This window comes from Paenibacillus sp. MAHUQ-45 (assembly GCF_058133325.1).
Map to the genome: position 1 here is coordinate 89,290 of NZ_JBYUPV010000013.1, position 23,449 is coordinate 112,738.

Annotated in this window: 17 protein-coding genes and 1 pseudogene; 4 read left to right on the forward strand and 14 right to left on the reverse strand. The window is 49.2% G+C overall.

The window, feature by feature from the left end:
• Positions 1-57: 57 nt before the first annotated feature.
• Positions 58-1,092 (reverse strand): NADH:flavin oxidoreductase/NADH oxidase, encoded by a 1,035-nt coding sequence (locus AC3Y23_RS23755; RefSeq protein ID WP_379203739.1) that lies wholly within the window; start codon positions 1,090-1,092, stop codon positions 58-60.
• A 192-nt stretch (positions 1,093-1,284) separates the two neighbouring features.
• On the opposite strand from AC3Y23_RS23755, the gene AC3Y23_RS23760 reads away from it, so the two are divergent.
• The gene (locus tag AC3Y23_RS23760) at positions 1,285-2,172 is read left to right on the forward strand and encodes a polysaccharide deacetylase family protein (protein WP_379203740.1); all 888 of its coding nucleotides are present in this window, start codon (positions 1,285-1,287) and stop codon (positions 2,170-2,172) included.
• A gap of 67 nt (positions 2,173-2,239) precedes the next feature.
• Here the strand turns inward: AC3Y23_RS23760 and AC3Y23_RS23765 are convergent, their stop codons facing one another.
• A complete protein-coding gene (locus tag AC3Y23_RS23765; RefSeq protein ID WP_379203742.1) occupies positions 2,240-2,902 on the reverse strand; it encodes a 3D domain-containing protein in 663 nt (220 codons plus the stop codon).
• Positions 2,903-3,346: 444 nt separating this feature from the next.
• Between AC3Y23_RS23765 and ppk1 the strand changes: the two genes are divergently transcribed.
• Positions 3,347-5,464 carry a polyphosphate kinase 1 gene (gene ppk1, locus AC3Y23_RS23770; RefSeq protein WP_379203973.1) on the forward strand — a complete coding sequence of 706 codons (2,118 nt, stop codon included), beginning with the start codon at positions 3,347-3,349 and terminating at the stop codon, positions 5,462-5,464.
• On the opposite strand, the gene AC3Y23_RS23775 is transcribed toward ppk1, so the two are convergent.
• The 4 genes from AC3Y23_RS23775 to AC3Y23_RS23790 form a co-directional block, all read right to left on the reverse strand.
• Positions 5,412-6,941 (reverse strand): Ppx/GppA phosphatase family protein, encoded by a 1,530-nt coding sequence (locus AC3Y23_RS23775; RefSeq protein ID WP_379203744.1) that lies wholly within the window; start codon positions 6,939-6,941, stop codon positions 5,412-5,414. The two genes, ppk1 and AC3Y23_RS23775, sit on opposite strands and share 53 nt — an antisense overlap.
• 119 nt (positions 6,942-7,060) lie before the next feature.
• Positions 7,061-7,783: an amino acid ABC transporter ATP-binding protein gene (locus AC3Y23_RS23780; RefSeq protein WP_379203746.1), complete on the reverse strand. Its 723-nt coding sequence runs from the start codon at positions 7,781-7,783 to the stop codon at positions 7,061-7,063.
• On the reverse strand, positions 7,770-8,429 hold the full coding sequence (locus AC3Y23_RS23785) for an amino acid ABC transporter permease (protein ID WP_066361493.1): 660 nt from the start codon (positions 8,427-8,429) through the stop codon (positions 7,770-7,772). The genes AC3Y23_RS23780 and AC3Y23_RS23785 overlap by 14 nt, the downstream gene beginning before the upstream one ends.
• Before the next feature lie 104 nt (positions 8,430-8,533).
• Complete coding sequence (locus AC3Y23_RS23790; RefSeq protein WP_379203748.1) at positions 8,534-9,349, reverse strand: transporter substrate-binding domain-containing protein; 816 nt, start codon at positions 9,347-9,349, stop codon at positions 8,534-8,536.
• Positions 9,350-9,650: 301 nt separating this feature from the next.
• Between AC3Y23_RS23790 and AC3Y23_RS23795 the strand changes: the two genes are divergently transcribed.
• Positions 9,651-11,399 carry an alpha-glycosidase gene (locus tag AC3Y23_RS23795; protein ID WP_379203750.1) on the forward strand — a complete coding sequence of 583 codons (1,749 nt, stop codon included), beginning with the start codon at positions 9,651-9,653 and terminating at the stop codon, positions 11,397-11,399.
• A gap of 53 nt (positions 11,400-11,452) precedes the next feature.
• Here AC3Y23_RS23795 and ilvD read toward each other — a convergent pair whose 3' ends face one another.
• The 4 genes and pseudogenes from ilvD to glgB form a co-directional block, all read right to left on the reverse strand.
• On the reverse strand, positions 11,453-13,147 hold the full coding sequence (gene ilvD, locus AC3Y23_RS23800) for a dihydroxy-acid dehydratase (RefSeq protein WP_379203752.1): 1,695 nt from the start codon (positions 13,145-13,147) through the stop codon (positions 11,453-11,455).
• A gap of 29 nt (positions 13,148-13,176) precedes the next feature.
• Positions 13,177-13,263, reverse strand: a pseudogene (locus tag AC3Y23_RS23805) (GntR family transcriptional regulator); the annotation flags it as partial.
• Between the two features lie 153 nt (positions 13,264-13,416).
• Positions 13,417-14,841 carry a glycogen synthase GlgA gene (gene glgA / locus AC3Y23_RS23810; protein ID WP_379203754.1) on the reverse strand — a complete coding sequence of 475 codons (1,425 nt, stop codon included), beginning with the start codon at positions 14,839-14,841 and terminating at the stop codon, positions 13,417-13,419.
• A 37-nt stretch (positions 14,842-14,878) separates the two neighbouring features.
• Complete coding sequence (glgB, locus tag AC3Y23_RS23815; RefSeq protein ID WP_379203756.1) at positions 14,879-16,819, reverse strand: 1,4-alpha-glucan branching protein GlgB; 1,941 nt, start codon at positions 16,817-16,819, stop codon at positions 14,879-14,881.
• A 216-nt stretch (positions 16,820-17,035) separates the two neighbouring features.
• On the opposite strand from glgB, the gene AC3Y23_RS23820 reads away from it, so the two are divergent.
• A complete protein-coding gene (locus tag AC3Y23_RS23820; protein ID WP_379203758.1) occupies positions 17,036-18,262 on the forward strand; it encodes a glucose-1-phosphate adenylyltransferase in 1,227 nt (408 codons plus the stop codon).
• Between the two features lie 652 nt (positions 18,263-18,914).
• Here the strand turns inward: AC3Y23_RS23820 and AC3Y23_RS23825 are convergent.
• Genes AC3Y23_RS23825 through AC3Y23_RS23840 form a run of 4 tightly spaced genes read right to left on the reverse strand, consistent with a single transcriptional unit; the run spans position 18,915 to position 23,438 of the window.
• Positions 18,915-20,003: a GNAT family N-acetyltransferase gene (locus tag AC3Y23_RS23825; protein ID WP_379203760.1), complete on the reverse strand. Its 1,089-nt coding sequence runs from the start codon at positions 20,001-20,003 to the stop codon at positions 18,915-18,917.
• Positions 20,004-20,051: 48 nt separating this feature from the next.
• Entirely contained in the window at positions 20,052-21,458 is a 1,407-nt protein-coding gene (locus AC3Y23_RS23830) for a sensor histidine kinase (protein ID WP_379203762.1), read from the reverse strand.
• Positions 21,455-22,153: a response regulator transcription factor gene (locus tag AC3Y23_RS23835; protein ID WP_379203764.1), complete on the reverse strand. Its 699-nt coding sequence runs from the start codon at positions 22,151-22,153 to the stop codon at positions 21,455-21,457. Before AC3Y23_RS23835 ends, AC3Y23_RS23830 begins: the two co-directional genes overlap by 4 nt.
• Positions 22,146-23,438: a hypothetical protein gene (locus AC3Y23_RS23840; protein WP_379203766.1), complete on the reverse strand. Its 1,293-nt coding sequence runs from the start codon at positions 23,436-23,438 to the stop codon at positions 22,146-22,148. The genes AC3Y23_RS23835 and AC3Y23_RS23840 overlap by 8 nt, the downstream gene beginning before the upstream one ends.
• Between the last annotated feature and the right edge of the window lie 11 nt (positions 23,439-23,449).

The following is a 23,449-nucleotide window of genomic DNA, read 5'->3' on the forward strand; positions in this document are numbered from 1 at the left end:
CCCCCTTCGTTCCTTCTCGCTTACTGTTACTTTCTATTGTTCTTCTTATATAATAATCTATTTTCTGTTCCAGAGCCCGCGCTCATAAGCTTTAGGCACCTGATTTACGCCTTCCAGCGCTTCCTGTGCATGCAGCGCCCAATAAGGATCACTCAGCATGCCACGACCAACCGCGGCCAGATCCGCCCGTTCTTCTGTTACCACAGCCTGTGCATCCGCATAGGATTCCAAGCGTCCTACCGCAATAACAGGTACTTGCAGTCCGGTCCGTATGTACTCGGCCAGATCGACCTGATATGCTGAACCCGCATTTGGCCCGCCGTTCGAGCCGATTGGACCTTCCCCGCCAGTCGAGATATGAAACAGATCTACCCCGGCATCGCGATAGCGGGTGCAGAATTCTAGCGCATACTCACGGTCATATCCCCCGTCTACATATTCCTTGGCGGAAACCCTCATGATGATAGGCATGTCCGCAGGGAGCACTTCTTTAACTGCTCTGACTACCTGCTCACCAAACAAGCTAAGATCCTTGCCATATTCATCTTCTCTGACATTCGTCAGCGGGGAATGGAACTGATGGATCAGGTATCCGTGCGCACCATGAATCTCCACGCTGTCAAATCCCGCTTCCACCGCTCTACGCGCAGCTTCGCGATAAGCTGTCACCAGTTCGGCAATCTCTTCGCGCGTTAAAGCCTTGGGAGTCTTGGAACGACTGTCAAAAGGTATCGCAGACGGTGCAACCGGCGGTTCTGCATCCAATGCCTTGCGTCCGGCATGCCCAAGTTGAATCGCAATTTTGGCGCCCTGAGCATGCACAGCATCTGTGAGCTTGCGATAAGCTTCAACCTGCTCGTCATTCCAAATACCGGTGTCTTTGTTCGTGATTCGGCCATCCGGGTGAACGCCCGTCATTTCTACAATAATAAAGCCTGTACCGCCCACGGCACGGCTGACATAATGCACAAAATGCCAGTCATTAGGGATACCATCCTGCTTGTCCACGGAATATTGGCACATTGGAGGCATCACAATCCGATTTTTCAGTGATAGTCCTTTCAATTCATAAGGGGTGAATAAATTCGGCATACTTGTCTCCATCCTTCCATGATCCCTATCTATTCGGGCATTTCCATGTCCCGTTCCATAAGTATACACGCATTGCCTGCTGGAAGAAATATAGGACACGGAGACACTGGGAACAGCATAAATTCCGGCATTTTAGGGGATAACAAAGGAAGATAATGGCCGTGATCATGACGAAAAAGGAGGTGCTTTCGGATGAATTACTTGTCCAAGGGCTGGAGACTGACCCTCATGACAGCGGCGACCTGTGCCCTGCTACTTTCTCCCCCTGCACCATTAAAAGCTTCAGCGATTGCTAATCAAACCCCAGTGCAGTGGTTTAGCTCCAATGATCCCGAGGCCTCTTCTTCCATTGGAAATCCCGTCGGCCCAGCAGCTGAAACAACCTCTTCCAAAGAAGCGGCCCGGCCGCGAAAGGATTCCAAAGGGCTTACACTGAGCCAGCTGCTGCACAAGTATCCTGAGACGATCAAGACCAGCGGCCCGCGGCGGAAGATCATCGCCCTTACCTTCGATGATGTACCCGATCCGCGCTTTACGCCGCAATTGCTAGATGTCCTCCGCAAATACAAAGTGAAGGCCACCTTTTTTGTTGTAGGAAGCCGGGCAGAGAAACATCCAGGACTCGTTGCCCGCATGATCAGGGAAGGACATGTCATCGGCAACCACTCTTATAATCATCCGCAGTTCGTGAAGCTACGACTGAATGATTTTCGGTCACAGATCGTCCGTACGGAAAATATTTTGCAGGCTATCGCAGGCTATAAGCCTCGGCTCATTCGCCCCCCTTATGGAGATATCAATGAGCAGCAGCTTAAATGGGCGAAATCTCACGGCTATAAGCTGGTTAACTGGAATGTGGATTCGCTGGACTGGAAAGGACTCTCCAAGCAGCAGGTCAAGAACAACATTCTTTCTCATGCCGGCAAGGGAGCGATCGTGCTTCAACATGGCGGAGGGGGACATGGGAGCAACTTGAGGGGAAGCATACAGGCTCTACCTGAGGTGATTACGAGCTTGCGACAACGGGGCTACACTTTTGTAACGGTTCCCCAGCTGTTGCAAATCTCGAAAAGCAAATAACAAAAATGGAGGACGCCGCGCTTAGCGGTCATCCTCCGTTTGTGTTTCATGCTATGTTTTAAATCAACTATTGAATCACGTATAATTGTACATACTGATATCCAAAATCAGCTACAAAGCTTGGGCTTCCCGGGATAAAAATATCAATCCGATTGCCCTTGATGGCACTCCCCATATCAGTAGCCGTAGCAACAAAAGCGGACTTTGGTAATCCAGGGTGGGAATAACCCGTCACCAAAACTTTGGTCCCGATTGGAATGACGGAAGGATCGACAGCAATCGTTCCAAGCTTCAGCGGATTGCCAAGGTAGTCGACCGCGCCCCATTTCCCGTTCTCGCTGCTCGCTGACGAGTAAGCCGAAGCTTTAACTTGCAGTGTCCGGTCATAGTTGAATACTTTGCCCCATGCTGAAACCGTATTGGTCTCTGGTTGCACGTTAAGATTAGGAGTAATAATTTCAGCTTTGGCAGATTCGCTTTGAGCTACCAGCTTAGGCGTCTGGCCAGGAATGTTCAGTTTCAAGCCTTCATAAATGTTGGTTGCAGACACCTGCGGATTAGCTTTCATTAGGGCGTCTACACTAACTCCGTATTGTTTGGACAACGTATAGAAAGTGTTCCCTTCCTTGGCGGTGTGGATGCCGTCAGCATGGACAGGAACGGCTTGCAGCGCAGCGCTGATTCCTACAAGAGCAGCAAAGGTTTTAATCATTTTGAAATTGATCTTCATTTCTTCCTCCTTGGTTTACAATGCACGGCGGCCGGTAACGGCGCACTGCGCAAGTCTTTACCCTGAGCTATGTATGAATTACTAAGGGCATCAAGATGCAGCTCTTTGTAAACTAACAGAATCGAATATATCACAATTTTGTAACCAGCGCCAAAGCAATTGTTACCATTTTGAAAGAACTGTTCTTTTTAACGAAAAAATGAGAGTTTATTTGGAAAACAATGTAGTTTACATATTCTTTATTATGTTAACTTTAATTCCACTATCCGACCTGCATCGGCAAACTTTCAGCAAATTAACCCAAAGATTTTACACAGATTTAACAAATCTATCTTCTTCAAAGGGTAAAATGGTAAAATATACGATAAAGCCAAAATTGCGGCTGCACCGCTACAAAAGCGGTAACGAAAGAAAAAAGAATGACGTGGAGGGGCCATGAGTAAAATGATCGAAGAAGAGAAAAAGAATATCTTTAGCAGCAGTCCTGCCACTGCCTATCTCAACCGGGACCTCAGTTGGGTCGAATTTAACCGCCGGGTGCTGCAAGAGGCCCAAGATGTGGACAACCCCTTGATGGAACGGGCCAAATTTCTGGCTATTGTATCCAGCAATCTGGATGAATTTATCAGCGTGCGTGTAGCGGGCATCCAGGATCAGATCCGTGCAGGATATACGAAAAAAGACTTCACCGGTTATACTCCATCCGGCTTGTACAAACGTCTCTTCAAACGGGTCTCCAAAATCATTGCTGACCAGTACCGTACATTCCGTGACATTTCCAGAAATCTGCACAAGGAAGGCATTGTATTCGTAGATTACAGTGATCTGACACATGCCCAGGAACAATCCATAGAGCAGTATTATCGCGATATCATATATCCTGTACTTACGCCGATGGCAGTGGATCAGAGCCGTCCATTTCCGCTGGTACATAGCCAATTCATCTATCTGGCGGTGGTTCTCTCCCGTAAAAATGCTCTGGAGGAAGAGCCGTATTTTGCAATCCTGCAAATTCCGTCCAATCTGCCAAGATGTATCCCTCTGCCCCATCGCTCTAATAGCAAGAAGCGGCAGTTCGTATTCATAGAGGATGTCATCAGACATCATATCCAGACCCTGTTCAGCGGTTATGAGCCGGTCTCGGTCAGCGAGTTCCGTCTAACGCGCAATTCGGACCTTACGATTGACGAGGAAGGCGCTGAGGACCTGCTGGAGGAAATTGAAAAGGAGCTGCGCAAACGCAGACGCGGCGTACCCGCCCGTCTGGAAGTGCAAAAAGGCATTCACCCCTATGCGCTAGAGCAGCTACAGGCTGAATTCGAAATCGAGGATTTCGTGTTCGAGATTGACGGTCCACTGGATCTCGGATTCTTGCGCCAGTTTGCAGGCAGCCTTAAGGGCTTCAGTTATCTGAACTACCCTCCGGTCGAGCCACTATATCCGGTGGAGTTTGAAGAGAACGAGGACTTCTTCGAAGTGCTGCAAGAGCGCGATGTACTGGTATATCATCCGTATGAATCTTTTGATGCGATGACAGATTTTATTATTCAGGCCTCTGAAGACGAGCAGGTCATGGCCATCAAAATGACACTGTACCGGGTCAGCGGCAATTCCCCACTCATAGCTGCTCTGGCGCATGCCGCCGAGTCGGGCAAGCAGGTCACTGTCGTCGTTGAGCTGAAGGCCCGCTTTGACGAGGAGCGCAACATTGCCTGGGCGCGCAAGCTAGAGCAATCAGGGTGCCATGTCGTCTACGGCCTGGTTGGGCTCAAGACCCATGCCAAGATCACGCTGATCGTGCGCCAAGAAGGCACAGAGCTGAGCCGGTATGTGCATGTCGGCACCGGGAACTATAATGACAGCACCGCCAAGGCTTACACGGACCTGAGTTTGTTCACTGCGAATGCCGACATTGGTCTGGATGCTTCCGAGCTGTTTAATCAAATGACCGGCTACTCTGCCAATCATGACTGGAATTCGTTCATCGTCGCGCCAACCAACATGAGCCTGTCCTTGCAGAAGCTGATGCAGCGTGAGGCTGAGCATGCGGCAGCTGGACGTCCGGCCCGCATTATCGCCAAGATGAACTCCCTGTCCAACCAGCAGGTTATCGACGATCTCTACATTGCAGCCCAGGCCGGCGTATCCATTGATCTCATTGTACGCGGGGTCTGCTGCTTACGGCCGGGGATTGAAGGATTAAGCGAACGGATTACAGTGCGCAGCATCGTGGACCGCTTCCTGGAGCATTCACGCATTTATTATTTTGAGAACGGCGGCAAGCCAGAGGTCTATCTTTCCAGTGCAGACTGGATGACACGAAATCTAACCCGGCGAATCGAACTGATGTGCCCCGTGCATGACAGCAACATTCGGGCGCAGATTATCAAGATTCTCGAGCTGACACTTAGTGATAACACCAAATCAAGTTTCCTCCAGCCTAATGGATATTATGAACGTGCAGACGACAAAAAGGCCCCTTTCCGGAGCCAGTTTGCTGCTATGGATGTTACACGTTGGAAGGGAAGTCGAGCTTTACCTTCAAACCCCAAACGTTCCTGAATGCTTTCAGAGCGTTCTCAATATCTTCTAGACCGATCAGAATGTCTGAGTTGCCCTGAAGGCTCATATGGAGGGTATTGCCTTGCATATGGCCTTCCAGGCCCCTGACAACACCAATCTCGGTGCTGTCCAGTGCAATACTCAGCTGAACAAGCGTTCCAAGCTTGTGAATCCACTCTTCGTCGGAAGCCAGTAAAATGTCCTTGTGTTCAGTGGACAATTTCTGCTTCCGGCTTTTTGTGCTATACGAAGATATCAGGGCGCAGAGGATGAGCTGCCGATGCGTGAGACCGCGGATGGGCGAGTTCATTAGCCAATATCTTGTATGCCGCTTGGACTGATAATAGTTAATATTCGATCCCGTTCGGTGCAGCATAATGGAGACGTAGACCAGCATCTCGATTTCCCGGGTATCGCCTTCGATCTTCAGAATGGACAACAGGTTGCTAGCCAGTTTGTATATATGATCCAGATGAGCCTTGGAGGTGCGAATATCAAAGCGGATGATCGTATCGAGACTAAATTCCAAAGCACTGTCTCGCACCGGCTGCTCCGGCTTCAGCAGATCATGCAGCATGCCTTCCCGCAAGCCTTCTCCGCTGATAACAGCCTGCACAGCACCGACATACTTATATACGGTGTGGAAAATAATCAAGCCGGAGACAATGATATCGGCGCGGCTTTTGGACAAGCCATCCAGATCTTTACGTTTCTCAAGCGGCAATGCCGGTAGCGTAGCCACAAATTGCTCAATCGTCTCGGATGAGATCGTATATCCGTGCGAATTCGGCAGCGAGTAATCATTTTTCTTCTGATCCAGCTTGCCCAGTGACCGTAGTGTACCGCCCAGTCCGAACAGAGGTAGTCCTTCCCCTTCAGTCAGCCAGTCATGCTCCACAAGACGCCCCAGCACGTAAGCCTGAAGCTTATGAACCTGCTCCGCAGTCCAGTTGCCGCCGTGGCCGAACATAATATTCGTATTCACAGCTCCGAACGGGAAAGAAATGCTGTGCTGATACCGCCGGCCTCTAAACAGCGTGATCTCTGTACTGCCGCCCCCGATATCGATCACAAACCCATCGTCAACATTAAACGCATTAATCACCCCAAGGAATCCAAAATAGGCCTCCTGGTGACCACTGATAATTTCAATCGGAATGTCTGAAGCTTCTGATAGGAAGGATATAATTTCCGCTGAATTGGCAGCATTACGAATGGCAGCTGTCGCACCTGCCCGGATCCTCTCCACACCAAATCCGTCGCAGATCTCCTTGAACTGGCGCAGTACCGGCACAACGGTCTCCATATCCTTCCGATCCAACCGTCCGTCTCTTGTGATCTTCTCACTCAGACGGGCAGAGTATTTGCATTCCTTTATGATCTTATAGCCTCCCGCCGGCGTCGTGTCATAGATTACCAGACGAATGGAGTTGGAGCCAATATCAATAATGCCGATCCGGCAGAGGTCATCTTTCATATGTATGTACTCCTTTTCAGGTTCATTAACCACTTATTATACATGGTTTGGGCGCATAAATGAACTTTAAAACAAAACGGCCGCCGGTAATTCACCGGGGCCGTTTTATATGTCATGCATTACAGCACTTTGCTCAGGAAATCCTGAGTCCGCGCATGCTTGGGATTACCGAAAACTTCCGCAGGGGTGCCCTGCTCAACAATGTAGCCCCCATCCATAAACAGAATGCGGTCTCCGACTTCACGGGCAAAGCCCATCTCATGCGTCACGATCACCATGGTCATGCCATCTTCAGCCAACTTCTTCATGACCTCAAGCACCTCTCCGACCATTTCGGGGTCAAGCGCTGAGGTTGGCTCATCAAACAGCATCACATGCGGTTGCATGGCCAAGGCACGAGCAATCGCGATCCGCTGCTTCTGTCCTCCGGACAACTGATTCGGATAGGCATCCTTTTTATCCTCCAAGCCTACGGTACGAAGGAGATTCAACGCAATTTTCTCAGCTTCCTGCTGCGACTGCTTCTTCACCTTGATCGGTGCCAGAGTAATGTTCTGAAGCACAGTCATATGCGGGAACAGATTAAATTGCTGGAACACCATACCCATCTTCTCACGAGTAAGGTTGATATCATGATTGCGAGAGGTAATGGACTCACCCTCGAAGGTGATTTGACCGCCGGTTGGCTGCTCAAGCAGGTTCAGACAGCGCAAAAAGGTACTTTTGCCAGAACCGCTGGGGCCGATCACCACGACAACCTCCCCTTTATGAATATCCAGATCAATGCCTTTCAGGATTTCCAATTTTCCGTAATGCTTCTCCAGATTCTTAACGGCGATCATCGGTGTTCAGCCTCCTTTCGAGTCTGCCAAGCAGTTTGGACATAGTAAAGGTCAACACAAAGTACATTACAGCAACAACAATTAACGGTGTAAACCCGTCATAGGTAATCGTAGTTACCGCACGGGATTGGAACATAAGATCTGCCACACCGATAAAAGAAACGATCGAGGATTCCTTGATAATCGTAATAAATTCGTTGCCGATGGCTGGCAGTACGCTTTTCAAAGCCTGTGGCAGCACGATATGGCGCATCGTCATTGCCTGTCTCATACCGAGTGAACGAGCAGCCTCCACTTGCCCCCGATCTACCCCTTGAATCCCCGCCCGGAAAATCTCGGCCAGATATGCGGAGCTGTTAATGGAAAGTGTAATCGCACCCGATTGTACTGCGCTAAACTCGATACCAAAGCTGGCCAGACCATAGTGAATCAGGAAGAGCTGCACCAGCATCGGTGTACCCCGTAGGAACTCTACCCATGCCGTGGCAATAAATCTAAGTACAACCAATTTGGACATGCGAAGCAGCGCAATGGCAATCCCCAGTACAAAACCGAAGAATACGCCGAGCACAGCCAGCAGCAGGGTGTACTGTAGACCAGACAGGAAAAAGTTCCGGTAATCATAAGCTAGATTAAAAATGTTCATTATACCTGCACAACCTCCAATCTCCAAAAAAATAGAAAACAGCGGAACAAGCACCGCTATTTTCTGTAAGTACAGCTGTTCATTCCAAGTTGATAACAGATTAATTACTTCTCAGCCAGTTCGCTTGCTTCTGTTACGTATTGATCAATCTTACCTTCGGAATTCAGTCGGCTCAGTGTCTTGTTGACTTGATCCAGAAGCTCCGTGTTGCCTTTCTTGATCCCTACCACATAGCCGTCATCTTCAGCTTCTGGTTTGGCATCTGTGATCACGATTCCTTTGACGTTCTTGACAAAGGATTTCGCAACAGGACCTTCAATAATTGCAGCATCTACGCGGTTGGATTGCAGCTGCAACACGATCTCGGAGATTTTGCCAAGGGAAGTCAATTGTGCACCTTCAATACCTTTAGCAAGCTCTTCCTGGATCGACCCAGTCTGAACACCGATCTTCGTTCCTTTAAGCGAGTCCATCGTGGAGAACTTGTCCTTGTCCGCTTCGCGAACAACTACGGATTGCTCGGCTTTGTAGTAGATATCGGACAGATCCACAGCTTTCTTACGCTCTTCCGTTGGACTAAGACCGGAGATGACCATATCGATTCTTCCGCTCGACAATTCATTCAGCAAGGAATCGAAGGGCAAATCTTTGATGACAAGCTCTGCGCCCATGTCGGCGGCAATGTCTTGAGCAATGTTGATGTCAAAACCAACGATGCTGTCTTTCCCGTTAATTACCTTGTGGAATTCATAAGGAGGGAAATCCGCGCTGGTACCCAGTGTCAGTGTTTTTTTGGCAGCAGATCCAGTGTTGGCTTCGCCGCTGGCTGCGGAATCATTTCCATTCTTATTTTGACCGCAGGCCGTCAATAGTCCTACTGCAAGCAGCAAAGTTAGTGAGAGTGTACCCCATTTTTTCATTTCTATATCTCCCTTTTCTGTATTTAGCGCACGCTGTTTAATTAGACCGATTTATTATAAATCAGTTCGTATGAATATGCAAAGACATTTTTGCTACAAATGCATATTATTATGTGTAATTTTCAGCAAATTAAAATCATTTTGCACAGTATTGACATAAAAAGTATATACTTAACTTGAATCCAGGACGCCCATCAAGAAGTTGATTCATTTCACATTTTCAAAGGGTATTAACATGCAAACACACTGATGCCAAGCGCATAAGCCTTGCTCCGAACTTATTCATTTAGGAGGTGCTGTCATGCTTTTGGAAGCTTTGTACCATGTTCCCCGCGACAAGTGGGCCTACGCTTACGATACTGAAACAATACACTTGCGTGTCCGCACCAAACGGAATGATGTAGATTATGTAACAGCCCTGACCGGCGACAAATATGACTGGAAACACACTTATTATGAGGTCCGGATGGAAAAAGCCGCTTCCGACGACATGTTCGACTATTGGGAGGCGGCCGTCAGGCCCAAATACAAGCGGTTATGTTACACGATACGGATCAGTTCTGGCTCCGAAGTGATTTATTTGCTCGACAACGGCATCGTTCGCCACGAATATCCCACCCCTCCGAATCATTATTATGAATTCTCCTACATTCACAAGATCGATGTGTTCAAGGTACCCGAATGGGCCAAGGATGCGGTCTTCTATCAAATAATGACGGAGCGGTTCGCAAACGGCAATCCTTCGATCAGTCCTGAGGGTACGGAGGAATGGGGTGGCCGACCGAAGCTGGACAATTTTTTTGGCGGAGATCTACAAGGGGTGCTGGAGCATCTGGACGATCTTCAAGACCTTGGCATTAATGCTATCTATTTTACCCCGCTATTCCTCTCTCCCTCCAACCATAAATATGACATTGTGGATTATAAAAAAGTCGACCCCCATTTTGGAGATAATGCTACTCTGAAGCGTGTGGTACAAGAATGCCATTCACGCGGTATACGCGTCATGTTAGATGCGGTCTTCAATCATTGCAGCGATCAGTTCCCTCCCTTTCAGGATGTACTACAAAAAGGCGAATACTCACTGTACAGGCACTGGTTTCATATTAATTCTTTTCCAGCCGAGATTGTCGATGGGATTCCCACCTATGACACCTTCGGTTTTTTTGGCAATATGCCCAAATTCAACACGGCTAATCCCGAGGTCAGATCCTATCTGCTTGAGGTTGCCGAATACTGGATTAAGGAGATCCAAGTCGATGGCTGGCGGCTGGATGTTGCCAATGAGGTGGACCATCATTTCTGGCGGGACTTTCGTAAAGTCGTGAAGAACGCCAACCCCGAAGCCTATATTGTCGGAGAGGTGTGGAGCGATTCACTGACCTGGCTGCTCGGCGATCAATTTGATTCGGTCATGAACTATCCCTTCTCGGGAACGGTGCTGGAGTTCTTTGGCGGCGGCATGAATGGGGTGACGTTCGGCCATCGAATCGGTGGACTGCTGATGCGCTATCCACAGCAGACGAACGAGGTCGTCTTTAATCTTCTTGGTAGTCATGATACCCCTCGCCTGCTGACCTGTGTAGGTGAAGATAAACGCCGCCTGAAGCTCGCTGTAGTCTTCTTGTTCACATTCATGGGCACGCCCTGTATTTTTTATGGGGATGAGATTGGCCTTAGCGGTTACGAAGATCCGGACTGCCGAAAATGCATGGAGTGGGACCCCGCAAAGCAGGACCGGGAATTATATGATTTCTACCGGACGATGATTGCCCTCCGTAAGGAACATAAGGCGCTGCGCGAAGGGCGGTTCCGCCTGCTGCATGCAAGTAGGGACGATGCCTGTATCGTCTACGAACGGGCTGATAATAAGCTGCACTTCACGATCTGGATGAACAATATGCCGGAGCAGCGCACGTTGAGTCATCCCATGGAGACAGACGACTGGCAGGACGCCCTGACAGGAGAATCGGTCTTTCCGCAGAACGGGATCATGAATATTCGGCTGGAGCCATACGGCTACCGGATACTGTCTCGTAATTTAGATTGAAAAAACAGGCTGTCCTTTGTGCCATTATTTATGGCAGGGACAGCCCGCTTCTATTATTCCTCCGGCAGATCTGTTACAGCACCTTTCGCCGCTGAAGAGACCAGACGAGCATATTTGGCGAGTGCGCCTCTTGTGACTTTAAGCGCTGGCTTCTTCCATGCCGCCCTCCTGCGCTCCAATTCTTCCGGTGTAACCTCGAATGAGATCTCCTGAACCTCGCTGTCGATCGTTACCAGATCATTAGTCTGCAGCAGTGCGATTGGTCCACCAACTTGTGCTTCCGGGGCTACATGGCCCACGACAAAGCCGTGGGAACCACCGGAAAATCTACCGTCAGTGATCAACGCCACATCGCCGCCAAACCCTTTTCCAACAATCAAAGCGGTTACCGAGAGCATCTCCGGCATACCGGGTCCGCCTTTGGGACCACAATAACGGATAACGACAACATCGCCTTCGCGTATTTCATTGTTCAAAATGGCATCCGTAGCCTCAGATTCACTGTCATACACTTTTGCCGGGCCAGTGAAGCGAAGCTTCTTCATCCCGGACATCTTGGCGATCGCGCCTTCTGGTGCCAAGTTGCCCCGGAGCACGACCAGCGGTCCGTCAGGCTTGAGCGGCTGGTCGAAGGGGCGGATTATATCCTGATCTTCCGGAAGCGGCGCAGCCTCAGCCAAATTCTCTGCCAGCGTCTTGCCAGTGACAGTCAGACAATCCCCATGCAGCAATCCTCTATCCAGCAGCACTTTCATGACGCCGGACACGCCGCCGATATCATTCAAATCCTGCATCACATATTTGCCGCTCGGCTTAAGATTAGCAATATGCGGAACGTTGACGCGGATACGCTCAAAATCATCATAGGTCAAATCAACCTCTACCGAATGAGCAATCGCAATAAGATGCAGGAAAGCATTCGTGGAACCACCAAGGGCCATGACTAGTGTTATGGCGTTCTCAAAAGCTTTTTTCGTCATGATATCCCGCGGGTAGATCTCCTTCTCCAGCAGATGCAGCACCTGTTTGCCAGCCTTGGCACATTCCGTTGCTTTATCCGGGGAAATCGCAGGTGTCGAGGAAGATCCCGGCAGGCTCATGCCCAATGCTTCGGCAGCGGAAGCCATGGTATTAGCGGTGTACATGCCGCCACAGGCTCCTGGACCCGGACAGACGCTACATTCAATCTTGTGCAGCTCCTTATCGGTCATTCGGCCGTCATGATACTGTCCGACCGCTTCGAAGGCCGTGACGATGTCCACCTTCTTGCCATCAAGCGTACCCGGTTGTATCGTTCCACCGTATACGTAGACTGCGGGCAGATTCAGCCGACCAATCGCCATTAGACAGGCAGGCGTGTTCTTGTCACAGCCACCCACGGCGACGAGTGCATCCAGGCGTTCCGCGCCCATAACAATCTCGATGGAATCGGCTATGGCTTCCCGGCTAGGCAGAGAGAAAGACATGCCCTCATGCCCCATTGCAATTCCATCTGCAACCGTTATGGTGTTGAAGATCAGCGGTGCACCGCCGTTATCCTTCACTCCTTTTTTAGCCTGAACCGCCAGTTGGTCAATATGCATGTTACACGGGGTGACTTCGCTCCAGGTGCTGGCGATGCCGATCATCGGTTTCTTGAAATCCTCATCTGTAAAACCTACCGCCCGCAGCATCGCCCGGTTCGGCACACGATTGACACCTTCGCTGATGACTTTGCTGCGTATTCTCAGATCTTTGCTTTTTGTCATGTTCTCACCCTTTTTCGTTAAATTAATTCATCTCCTGCTTCCACAATGAGATTGTGAAACTGTTCATCCAGCTCCATGGCCTGATACGGCTGGCCGTTCTTAATAGCTTTTCCAAACTGCGTATTTAATTCCTTTAAATCTTCAATACACTTTCAGAATGTGAAAAGCCTCCCGAATTGGTGAAAAACCGCTCCTAGAGATCACTTGATCTTAAGAAACGGTTTATTGGAGTTTAAAATCTATGTTCTACCAGGAAAATTACTTGGAGGCTATCCTGTAATCCTCTTATAGATATCAATATACTGCTGTGCAGATACGTTCCAGCTGTAATCGCCAGCGAACGCGTTCTTTGTGACTCTTTTCCAATGCTCAGGTTGGTTATAGGTAGAGATCCCCCGGCGCAAGGTGTGCATCATATCATGCGCATTGTAATCCTTGAAAGTGAACCCGTTACCTTCCCCTGTCACTTCGTTATAGGAATGCACGGTATCATTCAGTCCACCCGTCTCCCGCACCACCGGAATGCTGCCATAGCGGAGGGCAATCAGCTGGCTTATGCCGCATGGTTCGAACTTGGAGGGCATCAGGAACAGATCGCTAGCAGCATATATTTTGCGGGAAAGACCCTCGCTGAACGTAATCTGTGAAGACAACTTGTCAGGATACCGCCAGGCCGCTTCGCGGAACCAGCGCTCATAGGCCTCATCCCCCGTCCCCAGTACGACAAATTGCAAATCATCAGTATAGAGTAGCTCATCCAGCACCCGTGTCACGAGATCCAGGCCTTTGGAATCCACGAGGCGCGTAACCATGGCAACCATCGGAACTTGCGGATTCACGGGTAGTCCTAACTCCTGCTGTAGCCCTACCTTATTCTCCGTCTTCTTAGCCAGATTGGAGCGGTAACGGGTAAAGAGATTAGGGTCCGACGCTGGGTTGTAGCTCTTGGTGTCAATTCCGTTCACAATACCGCTCAAATGGCCTGCTCGTTCATTCAATAACCCGTCCAGGCCATAACCATAATAAGGTGTGCGGATTTCTTCGGCATAGGTCGGACTCACGGTAGTAATATGGTCACTATATACAAGGCCGCCCTTCATATAGTTCACGTTGCCGTAGTACTCCACACCGAGGAAATAATTGTCGTCCAGGCCAAGCAGCTCTCCGAGCACCTCATACGGAAACACTCCCTGGTACAGCAGGTTGTGGATCGTGAACACCGTGCGGATCTCACTGTAAAAAGGGTTGTGGCGATAATGCCCCTGCAATAGCAGCGGAATCACCCCGGCATGCCAGTCATGGCAATGCAGCACATCTGGCTGAAAGTCGATGGCCGGCAGGCATTCCAGCACTGCCCGGTTAAAAAAGGCAAAACGCTCCCCATCGTCCATATATCCGTAAATGGCATCCCGTCCGAAATAGTACTCATTGTCGATAAAATACACCGTGATCCCGTCATGCACGAGTCTTTCAATGCCGCAATATTGGCTGCGCCAACCGACCGGAACGTTAACTACGGTAACGGGTTGTAGCTGTGAAGTGAATTTTTCAGGAATTCCGCGATACTTTGGCATAATGACTCTGACATCTACCCCTGCACCCTTCAGTGCTTTGGGCAGAGCACCAATAACATCGGCCAGACCGCCCGTTTTGATAAACGGATGCGCTTCGGCTGCGGCAAATAAAACCTTCATGTTTATTTCCCCCTTCGGCTTCTGTATTTGTTCACGGTCACTCGGACGTTTCGATCTTCTTAGTTGCACGAGGTGCCTTCTTCAGTACCACAAAGCTCAGCGGCGGAAGAACCAGTTCAATACTGTTGGTCTGATTGTGCCACTTCAGCTTGCTGCTCTTCAAGGGTGCATTAAGGATACCGGAGCCGCCATAAGACGGAGAATCCGAACTGAATACTTCCTCGTATACTCCCGCACGCGGTACTCCAATACGGTACATGCTGCGTTCCACCGGCTGAAAATTAATGATAATGAGGAGCGTGTCGACAGGACGTTTGCCCCGGCGAATGTAAGAAATGACACTCTGACCATTGTCATCGGCATCGATCCACTGGTATCCCTCTATGGTATGGTCCTGCTCCCATAATGCTTTTTCACTCCGATACAGCTTGTTCAGAGCTGCGGTGTAGGCCAACATCTGGCGATGACGCTCATAATCGAGCAACAACCAATCAAGCTGCTCCTGATCCTTCCATTCGATGAATTGTCCGAATTCACCACCCATAAATAACAGCTTTTTGCCAGGATGAGTAATTTGGTAACCGAGCAGCTGCCGAAGACCGGCAAATTTCTGCTCATAAGACCCAGGCATCTTGTCCAGCAGCGATTTCTTACCATGCACGACCTCATCATGTGATAGGGGCAAGGTGTAGTTCTCAGAATACGCATAACAGATCGGGAAGGTAAGCAAATTATGATGGTAGGGCCGTGCCCCGAAGTCATGTTCTATGTATCCAAGGGTGTCATTCATCCAACCCATGTTCCACTTGTAATTGAAGCCAAGTCCTCCCTCATGAGCAGGTGCAGTCACACCCGGCCAGGCACTGGATTCTTCGGCCATCATTAAGGCATGGGGGTAATGCTGGAAAATTGCTTTGTTCAGGCGCTGTAGAAAGGATATAGCTTCCAGATTCTCCAGCCCTCCATTAGCATTGGGGCGATATTGATGGTGCTGTTTCTCGAAATCAAGACGCAGCATGCTGGTTACCGCATCCACTCGCATCCCATCTATATGGTATAGGTCAAACCAGAACAGCGCATTGGAGATCAGGAACGAAGAAATTTCAGGCTTGCTGAAGTCAAAGGAAAGTGTTCCCCAGCCCGGCTTTTCGGCCAACAGCGGGTCGGTATACTCATATAGTGGAGAACCGTCAAAACGTCTCAGACCATGGGCATCCTTGGCGAAGTGGGCAGGCACCCAATCCAGAATCACACCGATGTCTGCTTGATGGAGATGGTCGATCAGGTACATTAGCTCATGTGGCTCGCCATATCGACTTGTGGCTGCAAAATAGCCTGTCCCCTGATAGCCCCAGGACAAGTCATACGGATGCTCTGCCAGCGGCATAAATTCCACATGGGTATAGCTCATTTCCACCAGATACGGTATCAATTGATCAACAAGTTCTTTGTAAGTGTAGAATTGCCCGTCTTCTTTCTGTCGCCATGTGCCTAGATGCATTTCATAAATATTGAGGGGTTTGTTGTACGGAGTCTTGTTCTTGCGCCGCCAGGATGCATCACCCCAGCGATAGCCCCCGAGATCAGTCACAACCGAAGCCGTTGCCGGACGAACTTCGGCCTTGAACGCATAAGGGTCGGCTTTGAGGAAGCTTGTACCATCAGCGGCAATAATTCTATATTTGTATAACATTCCCAGCTTCATCCCCGGGAAAAACCGACTCCAAAATCCCGAATCGGGTATCTTATATAACGTGTCCATGTCCTGCGTTCCGTCCCAGCCATTGTGATCGCCGGCCAGACCTACATATGTCGCATGAGGAGCCCACACGGTAAAGCGCACACCGGAAGTCCCTTCCCAAGCGGCAATGTGCGCACCCAGGATGTTATAGCTGTGATAGTGCGTGCCCTCATGAAACAAATAAATATCGATATCATCCGTTGACGGGAGGGTTTCTGTTCTTGGTGTCTCAGCCAATTCATCACCACCTTTATAAATAGGATGCACCTATAACATTACCCGAAAATTATCCATTTGAAAATGATTTGATTTGAAAAGAAATTTTTTATGGATAAAGAAAATAATTCATGTAATTTTTACAGTTTCACAGCAATATACTTCACCTATGTCGTTTCAAGACGGGATCGGCAGTGTATATTACAAGCATTGACAAAAATATGGGAGGGATAACAAATGAGTAAAAAAGAATGTATCGCCATGTTATTGGCCGGTGGGGAAGGACGGAGATTGGCACCCCTGACGTCCAGTATGGCTAAACCGGCTGTCCCTTTCGGCGGACAGTATAGAATCATTGATTTTCCCCTCAGCAATTGTGTCAATTCCAATATTGACACTGTAGGCGTACTTACGCAATATGAAGCAGAGTCACTGCACAGTCATATTGGGGAAGGTGAGCCTTGGGGGCTCCATACAAAGAATGGCAAAGGTGTGACTTTACTCCCTTCCGGCACTGAAGGCAGAGACCTTTATTCAGGAACAGCCGATGCTATTTATAAGAACATTGATTTTATTGACAATCAGAACCCGGAGAATGTGCTGATTCTCTCCGCTGATCATATTTACCACATGGATTATCAGAAAATGCTGGAATACCATTTAGGCAAAGAGGCCAAAGCCACCATCTCTGTGATGGAGGTGCCTTGGGAGGAAGCCAGCCGCTTTGGTGTAATGAACGTGAACGAAGCGCTGAAGATTTCTGAATTCGTCGAAAAACCCAAAGTGCCACAAAGCAATCTTGCTTCGATGGGCATTTACCTCTTCCGCTGGGACTATCTGAAAGAGCATTTGCTACGTGATGCGGCCAATACTGACTCCAGCCATGACTTCGGCAAGGATGTCATCCCAAGCATGCTTGATACCAATGATGACCTGTTCGCTTATCGCTTTCAAGGATACTGGAGAGATGTAGGTACTGTGGACAGTCTCTGGGAAGCGCATATGGACCTCTTGACAGCAGACAATGGTTGGAATCTTGAAAATGAAGTGTGGCCGATGTACAGTCGAGCCCGCCGCGCCAAGATCTCCGTTCACAAGCCACGTAGCCAAATGTCAGCGGCCGACTGCCTAGTGAACGACTACTGCACACAGGAAGGCAGTCTGCAACGCTCAGTCGTCTTCGGAGGCGTTGAGATCGGCAAAACATCGGTCATCAAGCAAAGTGTAGTCATGCCTGGTGCCCGCATTGGACGTGGAGTGCATATTGAGAACGCGATTATCGGCGAAGGTGCTGTCATCAAGGACGGGGCCATCATCAAAGGTAGTACAGATAACATCGTTGTCGTCGGACCACATGAGATCGTCGCTGCGAAGCCGGTGATTCGTACCCAGCCCTCACGCCTGCTCCAGGATGTCTATGAGAAGACCGGCCGTCTTCGGACCGCTGAAGGGCTTCCTTCCTAAGTCCGGCATACCAGATCAACACTTTTACCAGATCATTACTTTTGATCAGATCAACATTTTGTGTTCGTTGTCTGGTTCAAGGCTGTAGAATTGCATTAAACGGTAGCTCAAAATAGTATATTTTCCTATAACAACTATAAAACGCGCTTCCTCTTCATTAAAGAGCTGCGCGTTTTTTGATGTGCTTTGTGATCTAACCCTCCACTCTAATGAGCGTTTAGCCAACTTTTTATAACCAACCACTATTTCACAACATCCAAGTCAGCGACAATAGACAATTGCTCCCGTACGCCGAGCCCACGTTCGAGCCTAAGAAGTTGGATAACAGGAAAATATACCGTTAATGCTCTCCTTTCACCTTATCTGTCACAAATAACGGGAATTTCTCCAGTTAAAAACCTCCATTATCCGTAAATGGGTAGTCACGAGGTAACTTAACAGGATAATTTCCAGTTTTCTTCAGAAAAGAAGAGAATTCAATAAAAACAACAGGAGTTATTCCCGTTATTCCCATGCCCTATCGAGTGAAGTTGAATTATTCGACGGATTTGTCACCTGGCCAGCTGCTCTGTACCCCGACAATATTAAAAAAGCCGCCTTCAGCACGGACACTCCGCGCCAAAAGCAGCTTTGCATGCAAGATATACTAAATTTAACGTGAACGCTCCTGCCACTCCCGGTTAAGAAGGCTCATTTCCAGGCAATCTGCATACCGTCCAGCGATCAAGGCTGCTTCGCGCTGTGTCCCTTCATGGACAAAGCCTGCCGCTTCATAAGACTTGCGAGCCCCGGTATTAAAGTCAAATACACCTAGCGAAAGCCGATGCAGCCCAAGTCCTACAAAGCCAATCCGCAGGGTCTCCTCCAGCATACGCGTCCCAATTCCCCGACCCCTGAACTGCGGATCAACCACTAGTCGGCTAATCCGAGCATTGCTGTCCTCCCGATTAATCTGGCTCAGACTGACGTGTCCAACCACTGTTCCGGTAGCCCTGTGCACAGCACTATAAATCAGTAGCGACGATTGTGCCGGATGATTGGTATCCTTCATATATTTGTGCAGCTGTTCGTTGTCCAGAGGATACGTCAGTGAAGGTCCTGCCCATTGCTTCAGAAAATCCGGCGATTGACTCCAGCTCTGCAGCAGCGGGAAGTCAGCCTCCGAGAAATAGCGAAGCAGAATATCGTCCCGGTCTTCACTGTTCTCATGGTACTGATACAGATTCACAAGACGTCCGCCCCCCGCATCATTCGTGCCCTGATAACGGAAACCCAGGCTCTGATAATAACGATTCAGCTTGACATTGTGTGATACCGTATCCAGTCTAAGTCCCTTACGGTCCAGCTTCAGCGCTTGTTTGGCGGCGAACATAATCATTTGCTGTCCAAGACCGCTACCCCGATAACTCCCAGCCACGGTAAGACGGTGCAGGTAAGCAAAGCCATCATCATTTTTGTTCCCCCAATATTGGGGATCGCTGAATTGGAGCGTGAACAGCCCTACAGGAGCCTCCCCATCCAGTGCCAAATACACTTCTCTCGCGTCAAAATAACCCGCGATCTCCTCAGCCGTGAATTGATCCGGGGACCACTGGCGGATGCCGATATCGATCATCCATTGGGCGGCCGCCCTCAGCATCTGCAGAATATCCTCCGTCCTGTCCACACCCACGCGTTCGATGCGAATTGGATTTTGCGAGACCTTGTTCTCCCCATTCTCTCCTGTAGCTGGTATCGCCATGTCCAATTTCCCCTATCCTGATATTTATCTAATCTCGATCGAATTGTATTAGACTAATGCTTGCTCTGTAGCCAGCGGCAGAATAACGGTGACCTGCGTCCCTTTGCCCAGTTCACTATGCATTTCAATCCGGCCGTTATGCAGCTCGACAATCTGCTGGGTGATGGCAAGCCCGAGTCCAGTTCCACCATTGAGTGCATCCACCTGGAAAAAGCGGTCTCTAACCTTGGCCAAATGGGCTTCGCTGATCCCGATTCCGCTGTCGCGCACAATAATGGCGATTTCCTGATTAGACAGATGCTGCACAGTCAACACAATGCTGGAATCCTCATGGGAGAACTTCACGGCATTATCCACAAGATTCAGGAATACCTGCTTCAGTCGGTTACCGTCACCCTTTACAAATACAGCTTCGTCGCATTCTAGAACCAGATGGATTCTCTTCTTCTCTGCCTTCGCCCAGATATTCAGGATGGTCTCCTGCAGCAGCACCTTCATATCGACAATGCCAATAGACAGCTTCATTTCATTCTGCTGCAGCTTGGAGAAGTCAAGAATCTCCTCCACCAGCCCAATCAATCGATCGCTTTCCTTGGAGATGATGCTCATGCCAAGCTTCGTCTCCTCCGGATCATAGCCACCGGACACCAGCGTCTCACTCCAGCCCTTGATACTGGTGAGCGGTGTGCGTAGTTCATGAGAGATTGACGAGATAAAGTCATCCTTGATCTGATTGCTACGCACAATCTCCTGGGACATATAATTGAGCGTGGAGGCCAGTTCCGCAATTTCGTACCTGTAGTTACCCTTAATCCTGGTATTGAATTTGCCTTTCGCCATTTGAGCGGATACAGCTGTAATGTTATTAAGCGGCTTAACGATGGAGTTGGCAAGTCCGAAGCTGAATACCGCAACAATAGCCAGTACGGCTGCGCCGATCCCTACAGTGAGTAGGGTAAGGTTCAGCAGTCCGCTGTTAACCGACTCCACCGAAGTGAGGTATCTCAGGATGTAGGCATCACGACCATGAATTTGCAGCATTTTGGAAACTGCCATAACACTCTCGTTGGTTCCTGGCTGTCTGCCGACCCAGCGGCCAATACTCCCTCCTGCTGCTTCTGGGACATCGCTGGTGGTGATTGTCCGGTCTGGCTGAAAGCCTGTAGAACTGGTAACAATATCACCGTTAAGTGTCAGCACCTCAAGCTCTGTGTTATTCAACGGGAAGCTGTCCAGCAGATCCTTCAGGCGAATCGTAGTATCCGTGTCATTAACCCGATACTTCTGAAAGTAGATCTCCGCCATGCTGATTTGATTAGCAATCTTATTATAAATGCTATCATAGTAATAGGTCCGAATAGCCAACAGGAAAATCACTTCCACCAGGAGAAGCGCCAAGAAGACTACAAGAATGTAATGCAGTACGATCTGTCTGCGCATCCCCTTCTTAATCATTGTCCTTGGCCTCTCCATTTGTAGCCGTGGCCCCACACCGTTTGCAGATATTCAGGCTCAGACGGATTATTCTCGATCTTTTGACGCAGACGGCGGATGTTCACGTCCACGATTTTGGGATCTCCCATATATTCCTTGCCCCACACATGATCGAGCAGCAGATCACGGCTAAGTGGGGTGTTTTCTTTTTCCAGGAAGAATTGCACCAGCGAGAACTCGGTTGGAGTCAATTCAACGAGCTCCCCACTACGCTTGAATTGCTTGGAGATCAAATCCAACGTAAAATGCCCGGATTGGAACGAGACTTTGGCCGAGGGCTCTCGGTGAACGTTAACCCGGCGCAGCAGCGATTGAATGCGGGCAATCAGCTCCGTGGGACTGAACGGTTTGCTGACATGATCGTCAGCGCCTACGGACAATGCGTAGACCTTATCCTGCTCTTGAACTTTGGCTGTGAGGAAAATAATGCCTAGCCGCTCGTTGCTCTCCCGTACGCGTCGACACACTTCAAAACCATCAATGCCGGGAACCATTACATCCAGGAGCGCAATATCAATATCAGGAATCGTAGTCAGCTTGTGCAGCGCTTCGTTGCCGTCCGCCGCCTCCAATACCTCGAACCCATTACGTTTCAAATTGATGACAATAAAACTGCGGATGGACTCTTCGTCCTCCAGTATGAGCACTTTACTCATCTATTCCCTTCCTTTCGATCGGGGTGGTAATTTTGTTGCTACTTCCCCCGTTGGTCTTCTGATCCAGCTTGCCGCGGTAACCTATGAATGTATTTCCGTCGCGGGCCCAAAGCTCCCAGTTGCTGCTCTTCAATTGCTCCCATTCCTGAGGAGAGAAGAACGATACTTCGGCAACCGTCTCACCGGTATCCGCCAGAATAAACTTCAGGTATTTATCCAAGACAGACTTCGTATCCACCGTGACGTTTCCATGCCATTCCGGCGGAAAATTGATGTAGAAACGGTCGGCGGGATCACGATACTGCTGCATGGCAAATGTCAGGCCGTCCTTGCCGTCCCATTTATAATAGGAATTGAAATACGGTATCGTGTTGGGTTCAAAATACTCCCAGCCCTTAGGTTTCTCCAGCAAACCGATTTCAATAATACCATCGCCATCGATGTCCTCGCTAACAATTTTTCGGTCTTTCAGGGTCCGATCATCCCCAGGCACAACTACCCGAAGCTTGTTGTTCTCCATGACTACCACAGAGGTGTAGGCGGAATTGGACTCCACGGCTGCATCCAGTACGATACCTTCTTTGTTCTCCGCTACTTTACCTGCGACAATATTGTAATAATTATTAAAATACGGATCGATGTTATCCAGCTTATCTAGAATTTTGAAGCCTCCATCGGCGTATTGATAAGTCGTAATAGTTGCATATTCATTGCGCTTGAAAGAAACCACGGTAATGTCCTGGATACCGTCGCGATTCAAATCATCTATAATATATTTGGTATAAGGAACCTGCAGCACTTCTTCCAGCGTACCGTTAGAATAACTATAGACTACCATTCCCTTGTCTTCACCACGAGAATATCCGGCAATGATATCCAGCTTCCCGTCGTTCGTAACATCCTTCAGATCCAGGGATTCAAGCACTGTACCATCACCGTCAAAGACCAGCTTCTTGACCCAGGCATCTCCCTGCTTTTCCAGAAGCATGCCATGAATCTGCACAGCCTCTCCCGGTGTCTCGTAGAAAACGATCGTCTCCATGATCCCGTCCTTGTTCAAATCCTCTGTACGGATCGAACTGTCATCGTCATTCTTTGGCCGGATCAGCGAAGAACCCGAAGGTATCATCGATGTAATCGCAGTCATCAATGATGCCTTGTCCGCCGACAACCGCGGCGTTTTCATCTGAGCTACCGGGTCGTTGATGAACGTACACCCCGAGAGCAACGACACCGCCAGTGACGCAGCGGCCAACCGGCTTATGATTCTTCTATTCAATATCATCACTCTTTTCC

What these genes read in the sequence shown, in the direction of transcription:
- AC3Y23_RS23755 (WP_379203739.1), bottom strand. Translation starts at nt 1,092, where the DNA reads ATGCCGAATTTATTCACCCCTTATGAATTGAAAGGACTATCACTGAAA.
- AC3Y23_RS23760 (WP_379203740.1), top strand. Translation starts at nt 1,285, where the DNA reads ATGAATTACTTGTCCAAGGGCTGGAGACTGACCCTCATGACAGCGGCG.
- AC3Y23_RS23765 (WP_379203742.1), bottom strand. Translation starts at nt 2,902, where the DNA reads ATGAAGATCAATTTCAAAATGATTAAAACCTTTGCTGCTCTTGTAGGA.
- ppk1 (WP_379203973.1), top strand. Translation starts at nt 3,347, where the DNA reads ATGATCGAAGAAGAGAAAAAGAATATCTTTAGCAGCAGTCCTGCCACT.
- AC3Y23_RS23775 (WP_379203744.1), bottom strand. Translation starts at nt 6,941, where the DNA reads ATGAAAGATGACCTCTGCCGGATCGGCATTATTGATATTGGCTCCAAC.
- AC3Y23_RS23780 (WP_379203746.1), bottom strand. Translation starts at nt 7,783, where the DNA reads ATGATCGCCGTTAAGAATCTGGAGAAGCATTACGGAAAATTGGAAATC.
- AC3Y23_RS23785 (WP_066361493.1), bottom strand. Translation starts at nt 8,429, where the DNA reads ATGAACATTTTTAATCTAGCTTATGATTACCGGAACTTTTTCCTGTCT.
- AC3Y23_RS23790 (WP_379203748.1), bottom strand. Translation starts at nt 9,349, where the DNA reads ATGAAAAAATGGGGTACACTCTCACTAACTTTGCTGCTTGCAGTAGGA.
- AC3Y23_RS23795 (WP_379203750.1), top strand. Translation starts at nt 9,651, where the DNA reads ATGCTTTTGGAAGCTTTGTACCATGTTCCCCGCGACAAGTGGGCCTAC.
- ilvD (WP_379203752.1), bottom strand. Translation starts at nt 13,147, where the DNA reads ATGACAAAAAGCAAAGATCTGAGAATACGCAGCAAAGTCATCAGCGAA.
- glgA (WP_379203754.1), bottom strand. Translation starts at nt 14,841, where the DNA reads ATGAAGGTTTTATTTGCCGCAGCCGAAGCGCATCCGTTTATCAAAACG.
- AC3Y23_RS23820 (WP_379203758.1), top strand. Translation starts at nt 17,036, where the DNA reads ATGAGTAAAAAAGAATGTATCGCCATGTTATTGGCCGGTGGGGAAGGA.
- AC3Y23_RS23825 (WP_379203760.1), bottom strand. Translation starts at nt 20,003, where the DNA reads ATGGCGATACCAGCTACAGGAGAGAATGGGGAGAACAAGGTCTCGCAA.
- AC3Y23_RS23830 (WP_379203762.1), bottom strand. Translation starts at nt 21,458, where the DNA reads ATGATTAAGAAGGGGATGCGCAGACAGATCGTACTGCATTACATTCTT.
- AC3Y23_RS23835 (WP_379203764.1), bottom strand. Translation starts at nt 22,153, where the DNA reads ATGAGTAAAGTGCTCATACTGGAGGACGAAGAGTCCATCCGCAGTTTT.
- AC3Y23_RS23840 (WP_379203766.1), bottom strand. Translation starts at nt 23,438, where the DNA reads ATGATATTGAATAGAAGAATCATAAGCCGGTTGGCCGCTGCGTCACTG.